This is a genomic window from Photobacterium ganghwense (assembly GCF_003025595.1).
Taxonomy (GTDB): domain Bacteria; phylum Pseudomonadota; class Gammaproteobacteria; order Enterobacterales; family Vibrionaceae; genus Photobacterium; species Photobacterium ganghwense.
Window position 1 is genome coordinate 105,147 of record NZ_PYMI01000009.1, and the last position, 11,774, is coordinate 116,920.

Here is an 11,774-nt window from a genome sequence, read left to right on the forward strand (position 1 = left end):
GCTCGGGGAAGCAGGCGCTGCGTCTGCTCCCCCGCCAAGAAAGGATGCATTACCATGACAACGAATGTGACCCCAACCATAAAATGCCGGGTAGTGACGCACTACATCGAAGATCAGTCAGAGCCGGACAATCAGCGCTACGTTTTCTCCTACACCATCACCATTGCCAACCTTGGCCAGAGCGAAGCCCAACTGCTCAGCCGCCGCTGGCTGATCACCGATGCCAACGGCAAAAAGCTGGTGATCGAGGGGGAAGGAGTGGTCGGTGAACAGCCGGTTATCGCCGCTCACGATGAATACACCTACACCAGCGGGACCATCATCGAAACCCCACTGGGTGTCATGCAGGGCCACTACGTGATGGCTGATGAAAACGGGGATGAATTCCTGGCAGAAATCGCGCCGTTCCGTCTCTCTGTGCCCAATATTCTCCACTGAGGAAACTATGTCGACATATCTGGTCGGAGACATCCAGGGCTGCTTTGATGACCTGACGCAGCTGCTGGATCAGGCCGGTTTCAATCCTGCCCGCGACGAACTCTGGCTGACCGGTGATCTGGTCGCCCGCGGGCCACAGTCGCTCGAAACCCTGCGGTTTGTGAAATCGTTAGGCGATCGCGCCACCACGGTGCTGGGCAACCATGATCTGCACCTGCTGGCGGTCGCTGAGGGCATTGCCAAAAACAAGCCCAAAGACAAGCTACAGCCACTGCTGGACGCGCCGGATCGCGATGAGCTGCTGCACTGGCTGCGCCACCAGCCGTTGCTGGCTGAGCACCCGCACCACGATTTTGTGATGAGCCATGCCGGAATCCCACCGCAGTGGGATCTGAGCCAGTCCCGTGATGCCGCTCGCGAAGTGGAGCAATGCCTGCAGAGCGACCGCTATTTATGGTTGCTAGAAAACATGTACGGCAACGGCCCGGACACCTGGCAGCCGACGCTGCACGGTATCGAGCGTTACCGCTACATCATCAACGCTTTTACCCGCATGCGGTTCTGCTACCCGGACGGGCGGCTTGACATGGCATGCAAGCTAGCACCAGTGCAGATCGATCATCATGAGCTCCTGCCCTGGTTCAGCCTGCCACGTCAGGCCATCGGCAAAACCATGATCTTTGGTCACTGGGCGGCACTGATGGGTCACCAGGACGAGCAAGTGATCGGACTGGACACCGGCTGCGTCTGGGGCAACAGCCTGACTCTGTTGCGCTGGGACGACGGTGCACAATTTTCCCATGCCTGCCCGGTTCACGCGTAAGCAACACACCTTGAACGCGGTATGAAAGTGGCAGGCACAAAAGTAAAAAGGCTGGTGCGCTAAGCGACCAGCCTTTTCTTTATGGGTATGATTGAGTGACGTTTTATCTGTTAACGTTCCAGAATAACAAAACGCATGGCGTGGGCATTCTTCTCGTCAGCCGCGTAGGACTCGCTGTGCACTTCCTGCCAGGTGTCATCCCAGGCCGGGAAGCAGGTGTCCCCTGCAACCGTCAGGTCAATAAACGTCAGGTACAGTCGGTCGGCCAACGGCAGGCACGCTTCATAAATACTGCCGCCCCCGATGATCATCAGCTCTTCCACATCACCGGCCGCAGACTGGGCAGCCGCGATATCCGATACTACCGTGACACCTTCCGCCGTAAAATCCGGATTGCGGCTGATCACGATGTTCTGACGTCCCGGCAACGGACGACCAATCGACTCAAAGGTTTTCCGCCCCATCACAATTGGCTTACCCATGGTGACTTTTTTGAACCAGGCGAAATCGGCTGGCAAATGCCAGGGCATTGCATTATCTTTGCCAATTACCCGATCCTTGGCCATTGCGGCTATCATGCTGATCTTCATCTTTGCTCCTTGGAATTCAGTTACCGTGCCGAGTTATACCACAGGTCGGCGACGGTAAAACAGTAATCCCGGCATTGCCAGGCCAATCGCCAGTGACGCAACGATAAATGTCGCCTTGAGCAGGTTCTCGATCAGCATGCCCCACAACTCCGGCGAAAATCCCCGGTGGTTAAGCTCCACCAGCGCAATCATCGCCTTAAAGGCAAACACGCCCGGCACCATCGGAATCATCGCCGCGACCGTAAACACCTTCGGGTGAGCCAGAAAACGGTGTGACCAGTGAACGCCAATCATCCCGACCAAAGTGGCCGCACACAGGGTGGCCCACTCAATCGAGAGCCCCCAGTGCATCAACACAAACCGGCAACCATGGCCCAGCGCGCCACCAATGGCGCAGTACTTCAGGGCGCGGGGCGGGACGTTAAATACCAGTGCAAACCCGACCGCCGGGATCAGGGCAAAAAACATGTCGTTGAGCAAGGCCAACAGAAATTCCAGAACCGTCATTACAACCACCCCCATACACCCAGAACATTCATCGCCGCCACAATGCCCATACTGGTGGCCAGCGTCAGCAGGCTGGCAAGGGTCCAACGGGCGATCCCCATGTTGGCAAAGCCTTTCACCATATCCGACACCGCATTGATCAACGGGAACCCCGGCACCAGCATCAGCACCGAGGAAGCCATGGCAATAAACGGGGTTTCCCCGATCTGATAAACCTGGCCGAACCCGGAAATCAGGGTGGTGACAAAGGCGGTAATACCGAAGTTCAGCAGCGGATTAAAATGGCAGTGGGCAATTTCCTGACGCACAAACATGCCGACAGAAGAAGCGATGAAGGTCAGTAAAAACACCGGCCAGTCGCCCCCGGCAAGACGGCTGAACGACGCGCAGGACAGGCCGATCATCACGATCACCAGAAATCGGTTGTAGCGCAGCGGCTTGATGCGATCCAGCCGTTGCTGGACACCGTGTACATCGAGCATCCCCCGCTCGGCCATGATGCAGACCCGCTGGATCTCTGTGACCACCTGCATGTTGATCCCGCGATCCTGACAACGCCGGGTAGTGGTGATGCATCTCCCCTGATGCAAGGTCGTCAAAACCATGGAGCTGGCTGACAGCGAGACTTCTACACTTTCGACCCCTAACGCCAGCCCCAGACGGCGGGTCACATCCATCACCAGCATGCTCTCTGCACCGTGCTGCAACAAACGCTGCCCGGCCAAGACCGCCAGCCGGGAAATGTCCCGCTGTATCGGTTCTGTTAATGGTCTTTTCTCTCCCTGCATTGCGACTCCTTTACCCCAATCGGTGAATTTACGCCAAACTGTGAAGTTGATGCTGAATTATTATCCATAATGCGAGCCTCAGGGTTGATTCGGCACAAAAAAAGCCGCTCAGTTGAGCGGCTTTTTTTCATCAGGGCATTAAATCAAGGCAATTACGGCTTGTAGATGATCTCTACATCGTAGTCGTCTTCATTCCAGTCATCCCAGTCATCGTCGTCGTCATCAACGTTAGCTTTCTTAACTTGCTGCTCGTGATAATCGTCCCACTTGAACTCGACTTTCTTCTCGTCGCCTTCTTCCTCTTCTTCTTCGAAGACAGGGGCAGGCATCGACTCGATCTGCTTCATCAGATCGTAAGTCAGCTCTTTGGTTCCCATACGATTCAGGGCTGAAATGCAGTAGTAGTCACCTTCCCAGGCCAGTGCATCCAGAACTTCATCAATCTTTTCCTGAGCCTCATCTTCCGGCATCAGATCAACCTTGTTGAAGACCAACCAGCGTGGCTTATGAGCCAGCTTGTCGCTGTATTTTTCCAGCTCGTTCAGGATGATGAACGCATTTTCCACCGGATCAGAACCATCAGCAGGCAGCAGATCAATCATATGCAGCAGCACACGACAACGCTCAAGGTGCTTCAGGAAGCGGATACCCAGACCGGCACCGTCCGACGCCCCTTCGATCAGCCCTGGAATATCAGCGACAACAAAGCTACGGTCGCTGTCGACACGTACGACACCCAGACTTGGTACCAGAGTCGTAAACGGGTAGTCAGCCACTTTCGGCTTCGCAGCAGATACCGAACGGATGAACGTCGACTTACCGGCATTCGGCAGACCCAGCATACCCACATCCGCCAGCAGCAGCAGCTCCAGGCGCAGGTGACGAATCTCACCTTTGGTACCCATGGTCTTCTGGCGAGGAGCACGGTTAACCGATGATTTAAAGCGGGTGTTACCCAAGCCGTGGAAGCCCCCTTTGGCAACCATGATCTTCATGCCATGCTTGGTCAGATCCGCAATCACTTCGCCGGTTTCTTCATCAATCGCACGGGTACCAACCGGTACACTCAGGACACAGTCTTCACCGCGCTTACCGGTACAGTTACCGCCGCGGCCATTTTCGCCACGCTGTGCAGCATGGAAACGTTCAAAGCGGTAATCGATTAGCGTATTAAGGTTCTCATCAGCCAGCAGGTAAACGTCACCGCCGTCACCGCCATCACCCCCGTCCGGGCCACCTTTCGGCACATACTTTTCACGACGGAAGCTTACTGTTCCGTTGCCGCCATCACCGGCGTCAACACGAATTACCGCTTCATCTACAAACTTCATCTCTTACTCCGCACTGTGGCGTTAAACTCTGTCATCCCGACGTCGCGGGATACTATTAACCTATTGTACTACCAAACACCGCGCTATTCCGGCTTTTCCCAAAGCGGGTTGTCATCCGTTTTAACGGCGACCGAGCAAACGGTGTCCAATCGCACTGAACATCGCACCACTCACAACCACGAACGCTCCGATATAACCCAGCGTATTCAACGCGGCTGGCGCAACATGATCCGGCCAGATCAAACTGGCAAGATCCACAAATATGATCGTAAACAACGGCGTCAGCGTGATCACGGCACTGACTTTAGATGCCTGCCAGCGGGCCATTGCCTCGGCAAAAGCGCCATAGCCAACCAGCGTATTCAGGCAGCAGAAAACCAGCATACCGAGCTGCCGGTTGTCCATCAGCTGGAGCTGGGCCGGGCTGGCTAACGGGGTCAGCATCAGAGCGCAGATCAAATAGATCATCAGCAGGATCTGCGGTGAGGTATAGTACTTCAGCATGCTCTTTTGTGCCAAGGCATATACCACCCAGATCAGGGCTGCGGCTACAGCCAACAAGACCCCGGTCGTGTAACTGCTCAGGCTGGTAAACAGCTCTGCCAGCCGTTCGTTGAAAAACAGCAGCAGGCCAGCTAACAAGCCAATGACACCGATGATCTGGTGCCGACCGAGCGCTTCTTTAAAGATCCAGGCGCTGCTGAGCAGCAGCAGTACCGGAGCCAGCTGAATAATGACCTGTACAACAGGCGGACTCAAATACTCCAACGCACTGTTGAACAACACAAAATTACCAGCCAGGCCTATGCTGGCCAACACCAGCAATCCCCCGACCGAAGCGCCGACACGGGAAACCGCAGGCAGCTGACGCCGAAATCCAAGCCACAACCCCAAGCCCAGCGACGCTGCCATAAAGCGATACCAGACGATGGTAAAGGGGTCCATGACCTCCACCGCCTGCTTCATAGCGATGGGCAACGCCCCCCAGAACACGGCGGTCACTAACGCCAGTGATATCCCTACCATAGGGCTTTGCTGCGGCATAGCGCCTCCCATAACAAAAAGCCCCGCCTAATCGGCAGGGCTTTATCATTCGTTACGAGACTGAATTATTCAGCTTCGATAGAAACGAATTTACGGTTCTTAGGACCTTTAACTTCGAATTTCACTTTGCCGTCAGACAGAGCGAAAAGAGTGTGGTCTTTACCGCAACCTACGTTGTTACCAGCGTGGAATTTAGTACCACGTTGACGAACGATGATGTTACCTGCTAGTACAGATTCGCCACCGAAACGCTTAACACCTAGGCGTTTGCTTTCTGAATCACGGCCGTTACGAGTAGAACCGCCAGCTTTTTTGTGTGCCATCTTTAAATTCTCCTGTTATTAAGCGCTGATGCCAGTAATTTTGACTTCAGTGAACCACTGACGGTGGCCCATTTGCTTACGAGAGTGCTTACGACGACGGAACTTAACGATTTTAACTTTATCGCCACGACCGTGAGTAACTACTTCTGCAGTTACTTTACCGCCAGCTACGAAAGGTGCGCCTACAGTTACTTCTTCGCCGTTAGCTACAAGAAGAACTGAATCAAATTCAACGCTTGCGCCAGTTTCAGCGTCTAGTTTTTCTAAGCGAATTGTTTGGCCTTCGCTTACACGGTGTTGTTTACCACCACTTTGGAAAACAGCGTACATGTCTTACTCCGCTAGTCCGCATAGGCCATCTGCCGGGATAAAAATCGGGCAATGGGTATGCGCTTAATCTTGTCATCAATAGGGCGCGAATGTTACGCGAAAACGGGGCTACTGGCAAGCGCTTGTGCAAAGAAAATTGGCGAAAAGCTGCACAAAGATAAAACTCACTGATTTAAACACAATCGAGGTTATGAAGATCGGCGCCATTTGGTGTAGTATTCGAAAAACAATTTTCGCTGCTGATGATTCATGCCTGACTATGCAACTTATTGTGTTGCAGGTATTTATGGCCGCGCTGGCCATAGCTAAATCGCGATTACCGGGCGCTCCGACCCAATGTTGTCGGTATGTCTGAAAAATCAGCTGGCAGGCTTAACAATCCGCGCTTAAGCGGCACTCATTTTTGCTGGATGTACAATGGATTTTAAAGCTATCCAAGCGCTCACTGCCACCGACATGGCAGAGGTCGACGCGAAGATACTGGCGCAACTGAACTCAGAAGTCGCCCTCATCAATCAACTTGGTTTTTACATTGTCAGTGGCGGCGGTAAACGCCTGCGTCCGATGCTGGCAGTGCTGGCGGCCCGTGCGCTGGGTTACGAGGGTGAAAAACACACCACCGCCGCGGCATTCATTGAATTTACCCATACCGCGACCCTGCTGCATGACGACGTGGTTGATGAATCCGACATGCGCCGTGGTAAAGCGACCGCCAATGCCACCTTCGGTAACGCCGCCAGCGTACTGGTAGGTGACTACATCTACACCCGCTCATTTCAGATGATGACCAGCCTGCGATCGCTGCGGATCCTCGACATCATGAGTGAGGCCGTGAATGTGATCGCGGAAGGTGAAGTGCAGCAGCTAATGAACTGCAACGATCCTGATACCACCGAAGACAACTACATGCAGGTGATCTACTCCAAGACTGCCCGCCTGTTTGAAGCCGCTACCCAGATCGCCGCGATCCTGGTTGATGCGCCGGCAGAGATCGAAACCGCGTTGCAGGATTACGGCCGCTACCTGGGTACCGCATTCCAGCTGGTTGACGATGTGATGGATTACACCGCCGACGGTGAGGAAATGGGCAAGAATGTCGGTGACGACCTGGCGGAAGGCAAACCTACCCTGCCGCTGCTGCACGCGATGCGCCACGGTGATCCTGAACAAACGGCGATGATCCGTGAAGCGATTGAACAAGGAAACGGCCTGGATAAACTGGAGCCGATTCTGGCGTGCATGAAAGAGCACGGCTCGCTGGCATACACCCAGCAACGCGCTGAAGAAGAGGCTGAGAAAGCGATTGCCAGCCTGACGGTGATCCCAGACAGTGAATACAAAGCCGCTCTGATTGCACTGGCGCACCTGGCTGTGCACCGCAGCAAGTAATTCGCCTGTTCGGCGAACAGCATTCAAAGCCTGCCTGCGGCAGGCTTTTTTGTTACTTGCCACATGGCGATGCTAAAACGCCAGATCAATCCCAGCCGGTTAGTGTTGCATCCAATCCTCACCCCTAAACCACAACTCTTGATGCGCCTCTAAGGCCGTGTAAGCGCTTTTGTGGCCATTCCCGTAACTTGTCCCCCACCTTCACATCACCGCCTCATGCGGACCTCTACAGCGGTTTTATCACCCTTCCCCTTATGCGTTAGCGCTATAGACGTCAGCTCCGTAGACGTTAGAGTCATAGATATCAGCCTGTAGCCGTTAAGGCCGTATGCGTGAGGCCCATACGCTATAGTTAGTGAGACAAGGATCATTAGGATCCTTGCGGGAGGACACTATGCAAGCCAAAGATCTCAAACCGGGAATGTGGGTCGAATACCAGCAAGGGGTGGCCGAAGTGGTCGATGTGGATCTGGAGCACAACACCGCGATCATTGAAAATATGAGCGATCATCGCCGGATCAATATTAACTGCGGCGATCTGGCTGAACAGCCTCAGCTTCACACCGGTTGCGACAGCTATTATTAAGAGGCTGATAAGACTAAATCAGCGTTCAGAACAAGCGTGTATAGCCCGATAGACAAACGGCCTAAAACCTAAGCCAATGTAGCTTAAACCTTTGTATCGTAAACCTTTGTCGCGAAAACCAAGCGATTTACCGCGTCGCTTCGCCCGGTTCTTTACCTGATTGGATGTCTTGTCATTCTGACAGGTTCCAGCATCTCGCTACGGCCTCTGTGGCGGACTCTCCCACAATAATGTCACAACCGGCTTTGCTCCTGACGACCATTCCTTTTTCCAATAAAAAAGCGGCCATGATGGCCGCTTTCGCGTGTTTTATTATAAGACGGGGATTATTTCGCTGCGAACTCTTCACCAATCTTGATATCGCCTTCCAGCGTCGCCAGCATACCTTCCAGCGCTTCTTGCTCGAATGTGCTCAACGTGCCGTAATCCATCACTTCTTCTACGCCGTTTTTGCCCAGCAGAACGGGTTGTGCGAAGAAGCGAGCGTGTTTACCGTCGCCTTCAACGTATGCACATTCAACAACACCTTGTTCGCCTTGCAGTGCGCGTACCAGAGACAGACCAAAGCGGCATGCAGCCTGGCCCATAGACAGTGTCGCAGAACCGCCGCCCGCTTTCGCTTCAACCACTTCAGTACCAGCGTTCTGGATGCGAGGAGTCAGGGCTTTGATTTCTTCTTCGCTGAACTCTACACCTTCAACCTGAGACAGCAGAGGAAGAATGGTTACGCCAGAGTGACCGCCGATAACAGGCACTTTCACTTGTGTTGGATCCAGGTTCTTCAGCTCAGCCACAAACGTTTCAGAGCGGATCACGTCCAGTGTTGTGATACCGAACAGTTTATTCTTGTCGTATACGCCCGCTTTTTTCAGAACGTCAGCAGCGATAGCAACTGTAGTATTCACAGGGTTAGTGATGATACCCACACACGCGTTCGGACAAACCACGGCAATTTTCTCAGCCAGTGACTTCACGATACCCGCGTTCACGTTGAACAGGTCAGCACGGTCCATACCAGGCTTACGCGCCACACCCGCAGAGATCAGTACTACATCGGCACCTTCCAGTGCTGGAGACGGATCTTCACCGCTATAACCTTTGATCGAAACCGGCGTCGGGATATGGCTAAGATCAACGGCTACACCAGGGGTAACAGGTGCAATGTCGTACAGAGCCAGATCTGAGCCCGCTGGCAGGTGGTTTTTCAGCAATAGCGCCAGAGCCTGACCGATACCACCGGCCGCACCAATTACAGCAACTTTCATGTTCGTTCTCCTTTACGATAGAAGTGTATGATCTTCAGACCTAATCATATGAAATCACACTCGAAAGCCGATTGTGATTTCATATCAAAGGTTATGCAGAAGTTATAGCAAGCTACACCTAAATACAATCAGATGCCACTCGCTTTGCGATATTGCGCAAGCGGAAGAACAAAATGTGCTACATCTGTATAACATTTATTAATTGATGATTGACGAGACGGGTGATAAAAAAGCCGGATACCAGTCAATAATTATGCATATATTTGGCTTATAATGGTGATACATGCACCAATTTGCCTGAACACTGTTTGCTTGCAGCTCAATGGTTGTGCCAAAATACAGCACCCTCGTCCCTGTACATGAACTTTACTTATGCGAAATTCAGATAAACAAGAACGTTTAGTGAAGGCGTTCAAATCGATTCTTAAAGAAGAAAAATTCAGCTCGCAAGGCGAAATTGTTGACGCGCTGAAAGCTCAGGGGTTCGATAACATCAACCAGTCGAAAGTTTCGCGTATGCTGACCAAGTTCGGCGCGGTACGTACCCGCAACGCGAAAATGGAAATGGTCTACTGTCTGCCTGTCGAGCTGGGCGTACCAACCACCAGCAGCCCACTGAAAGAGCTGGTAATGGAAATTGGCTATAACAGCGCGCTGGTCGTTATCCACACCGGCCCGGGTGCTGCGCAAGTTATTGCCCGTCTGCTGGACTCTCTGGGCAAAGCAGAAGGTATTCTGGGTGTGGTTGCCGGTGACGATACCATCTTCATCACACCGACCAATGCCATTTCAACCGAAGAGCTGTATGATTCCGTCTGTCAGCTGTTTGACTACAGCAAATAACCACCCGGATTTCGTATAACTGATACCAGGCAGCCAACCTTTCCCTTCCTTTTCTGCCTGGTATTCATGAGATCCAGCTCACATTCAGACAAACTGTGACCAATTTCAGGCATTTCCCTCAAGATATTGATTAGAATATATAATTATTCTTTGCACTCTGTGTGTCATCAACATTTTCCAGCTCGTCAAATCACAAAAGCAATTAACATAATTTTAAATTTACTGTCTGATTTTGCTATCATTTGGCTGATTTGGATGTGTAATACCTTAGGCGCTACAGACCTTTCGTGCTGAGTTTTACAGCCGATTGTGGTTTTTTTACACCAGGTCGCTCGGTGTGATGGAGGAACACGTCATCACTTAAGCGCATACCCGGCAGAAAGAAACCATGACAGGTTAACTGGCCCCTAGATATTTATGCCGTTTCCAGCGATGGAAATGACTTCCCTCTGGGAATAACAACAATTAGGAAGGGACAAACATGGCATTTAAGCAACTCGTCAAAGTCAGTGCTCTGGCAGCCGCAGTCATGACTGCCGGTATGGCTAACGCACAAAGCTTCATCACTATCGGTACCGGTTCTGTGACCGGGGTTTACTACCCGACCGGTGGTGCTATCTGTAAGCTGGTTAACGCCGAGCGTAAAGTTCACAACGTACGCTGCTCGGTCGAATCAACCGGCGGCTCGATCTACAACGTCAACACGATGCGTGCCGGTGAGCTGGATTTCGGCGTGGTTCAGTCTGACTGGCAATACCACGGTTACAACGGCACCAGCCAGTTCGCCGAGCAAGGCCCGTACAAGAAAATGCGTGCAGTCTTCTCTCTGCATACTGAACCTTTCAACATCATTGCCCGTACCGATGCCGGTATCAACAGTGTCGAAGATCTGAAAGGTAAACGCGTTAACATCGGTAACCCGGGTTCCGGTGACCGTGCCACTATGGGCGTGGTCATGGATGCCATGGGCTGGACCAATGCTGATTTTAAACTGGTTTCCGAGCTGAAAGGCTCAGAGCGCTCACAAGCCCTGTGTGACAACAAGATTGACGCCTTTGTTTACGTGGTGGGTCACCCGAACGGTTCCATCAAGGAAGCGACAACCTCTTGTGACGCTAAACTGGTGTCTGCAACCGGCCCGGCCATCGACAAGATTGTGGCTGACAACCCTTACTACGCCAAAAGTACCGTACCAGGTGGCATGTACAAAGGTACCGATCAGGATGTACACAGCTTCGGTGTAGCCGCAACTCTGGTTTCATCGACAGACGTGCCGGATGAAGTGGTTTACGCCGTCGTCAAATCGGTGTTTGAGAATTTCGATACTTTCAAACGCCTGCACCCGGCATTTGCTAACCTGAAACCGGAAAACATGGTCAAAGACGGCCTGTCGATTCCGCTGCACCCAGGCGCAGAGAAGTACTACAAAGAAGCGGGTTACATCAAGTAACTCTTTGAGAAAACAACGCTTCTTTATCCAGCATGCGCCGCTTCCTGCGGCGCATGCTGTTTTTCCC

General features: G+C 52.6%; 14 protein-coding genes. 6 read left to right on the plus strand and 8 right to left on the minus strand.

The window, feature by feature from the left end:
• Nucleotides 1-54 precede the first annotated feature (54 nt).
• Nucleotides 55-438, plus strand: coding sequence for a Co2+/Mg2+ efflux protein ApaG (gene apaG, locus C9I92_RS22430; RefSeq protein WP_047883682.1), 384 nt, complete (start codon nucleotides 55-57; stop codon nucleotides 436-438).
• A 7-nt stretch (nucleotides 439-445) separates the two neighbouring features.
• The gene (gene apaH, locus C9I92_RS22435; RefSeq protein WP_047883681.1) at nucleotides 446-1,261 is read left to right on the plus strand and encodes a bis(5'-nucleosyl)-tetraphosphatase (symmetrical) ApaH; all 816 of its coding nucleotides are present in this window, start codon (nucleotides 446-448) and stop codon (nucleotides 1,259-1,261) included.
• Nucleotides 1,262-1,371: 110 nt separating this feature from the next.
• Here apaH and folA read toward each other — a convergent pair whose 3' ends face one another.
• The 7 genes from folA to rplU all read right to left on the minus strand — a co-directional run bounded on the left by folA (nucleotide 1,372) and on the right by rplU (nucleotide 6,174).
• A complete protein-coding gene (gene folA / locus C9I92_RS22440; protein ID WP_047883680.1) occupies nucleotides 1,372-1,851 on the minus strand; it encodes a type 3 dihydrofolate reductase in 480 nt (159 codons plus the stop codon).
• Nucleotides 1,852-1,884: 33 nt separating this feature from the next.
• Entirely contained in the window at nucleotides 1,885-2,358 is a 474-nt protein-coding gene (locus C9I92_RS22445; RefSeq protein ID WP_047883762.1) for a threonine/serine exporter family protein, read from the minus strand.
• Nucleotides 2,358-3,146 (minus strand): threonine/serine exporter family protein, encoded by a 789-nt coding sequence (locus C9I92_RS22450; RefSeq protein WP_047883679.1) that lies wholly within the window; start codon nucleotides 3,144-3,146, stop codon nucleotides 2,358-2,360. The genes C9I92_RS22445 and C9I92_RS22450 overlap by 1 nt, the downstream gene beginning before the upstream one ends.
• Nucleotides 3,147-3,298: 152 nt before the next feature.
• The gene (gene cgtA / locus C9I92_RS22455) at nucleotides 3,299-4,477 is read right to left on the minus strand and encodes an Obg family GTPase CgtA (RefSeq protein WP_047883678.1); all 1,179 of its coding nucleotides are present in this window, start codon (nucleotides 4,475-4,477) and stop codon (nucleotides 3,299-3,301) included.
• 120 nt (nucleotides 4,478-4,597) lie between these two features.
• Nucleotides 4,598-5,521 (minus strand): DMT family transporter, encoded by a 924-nt coding sequence (locus tag C9I92_RS22460; RefSeq protein WP_047883677.1) that lies wholly within the window; start codon nucleotides 5,519-5,521, stop codon nucleotides 4,598-4,600.
• Nucleotides 5,522-5,586: 65 nt separating this feature from the next.
• Entirely contained in the window at nucleotides 5,587-5,844 is a 258-nt protein-coding gene (gene rpmA, locus C9I92_RS22465; RefSeq protein WP_036750185.1) for a 50S ribosomal protein L27, read from the minus strand.
• 18 nt (nucleotides 5,845-5,862) lie between these two features.
• Entirely contained in the window at nucleotides 5,863-6,174 is a 312-nt protein-coding gene (gene rplU, locus C9I92_RS22470) for a 50S ribosomal protein L21 (RefSeq protein WP_047880949.1), read from the minus strand.
• Nucleotides 6,175-6,591: 417 nt separating this feature from the next.
• Between rplU and ispB the strand changes: the two genes are divergently transcribed.
• Both ispB and C9I92_RS22480 read left to right on the plus strand, forming a co-directional pair.
• Complete coding sequence (gene ispB / locus C9I92_RS22475) at nucleotides 6,592-7,563, plus strand: octaprenyl diphosphate synthase (RefSeq protein WP_047883676.1); 972 nt, start codon at nucleotides 6,592-6,594, stop codon at nucleotides 7,561-7,563.
• A gap of 394 nt (nucleotides 7,564-7,957) precedes the next feature.
• A complete protein-coding gene (locus tag C9I92_RS22480) occupies nucleotides 7,958-8,149 on the plus strand; it encodes a hypothetical protein (protein ID WP_047883675.1) in 192 nt (63 codons plus the stop codon).
• Between the two features lie 326 nt (nucleotides 8,150-8,475).
• Here C9I92_RS22480 and mdh read toward each other — a convergent pair whose 3' ends face one another.
• Nucleotides 8,476-9,414: a malate dehydrogenase gene (gene mdh / locus C9I92_RS22485; RefSeq protein ID WP_047883674.1), complete on the minus strand. Its 939-nt coding sequence runs from the start codon at nucleotides 9,412-9,414 to the stop codon at nucleotides 8,476-8,478.
• A gap of 372 nt (nucleotides 9,415-9,786) precedes the next feature.
• On the opposite strand from mdh, the gene argR reads away from it, so the two are divergent.
• Nucleotides 9,787-10,257, plus strand: coding sequence for a transcriptional regulator ArgR (gene argR, locus C9I92_RS22490; protein WP_047883673.1), 471 nt, complete (start codon nucleotides 9,787-9,789; stop codon nucleotides 10,255-10,257).
• Between the two features lie 481 nt (nucleotides 10,258-10,738).
• Entirely contained in the window at nucleotides 10,739-11,707 is a 969-nt protein-coding gene (locus C9I92_RS22495; protein WP_047883672.1) for a TAXI family TRAP transporter solute-binding subunit, read from the plus strand.
• Nucleotides 11,708-11,774: the final 67 nt, after the last annotated feature.

Coding starts and splice junctions, on each gene's coding strand:
- apaG (WP_047883682.1), top strand. CDS start 55: ATGACAACGAATGTGACCCCAACCATAAAATGCCGGGTAGTGACGCAC.
- apaH (WP_047883681.1), top strand. CDS start 446: ATGTCGACATATCTGGTCGGAGACATCCAGGGCTGCTTTGATGACCTG.
- folA (WP_047883680.1), bottom strand. CDS start 1,851: ATGAAGATCAGCATGATAGCCGCAATGGCCAAGGATCGGGTAATTGGC.
- C9I92_RS22445 (WP_047883762.1), bottom strand. CDS start 2,358: ATGACGGTTCTGGAATTTCTGTTGGCCTTGCTCAACGACATGTTTTTT.
- C9I92_RS22450 (WP_047883679.1), bottom strand. CDS start 3,146: ATGCAGGGAGAGAAAAGACCATTAACAGAACCGATACAGCGGGACATT.
- cgtA (WP_047883678.1), bottom strand. CDS start 4,477: ATGAAGTTTGTAGATGAAGCGGTAATTCGTGTTGACGCCGGTGATGGC.
- C9I92_RS22460 (WP_047883677.1), bottom strand. CDS start 5,521: ATGCCGCAGCAAAGCCCTATGGTAGGGATATCACTGGCGTTAGTGACC.
- rpmA (WP_036750185.1), bottom strand. CDS start 5,844: ATGGCACACAAAAAAGCTGGCGGTTCTACTCGTAACGGCCGTGATTCA.
- rplU (WP_047880949.1), bottom strand. CDS start 6,174: ATGTACGCTGTTTTCCAAAGTGGTGGTAAACAACACCGTGTAAGCGAA.
- ispB (WP_047883676.1), top strand. CDS start 6,592: ATGGATTTTAAAGCTATCCAAGCGCTCACTGCCACCGACATGGCAGAG.
- C9I92_RS22480 (WP_047883675.1), top strand. CDS start 7,958: ATGCAAGCCAAAGATCTCAAACCGGGAATGTGGGTCGAATACCAGCAA.
- mdh (WP_047883674.1), bottom strand. CDS start 9,414: ATGAAAGTTGCTGTAATTGGTGCGGCCGGTGGTATCGGTCAGGCTCTG.
- argR (WP_047883673.1), top strand. CDS start 9,787: ATGCGAAATTCAGATAAACAAGAACGTTTAGTGAAGGCGTTCAAATCG.
- C9I92_RS22495 (WP_047883672.1), top strand. CDS start 10,739: ATGGCATTTAAGCAACTCGTCAAAGTCAGTGCTCTGGCAGCCGCAGTC.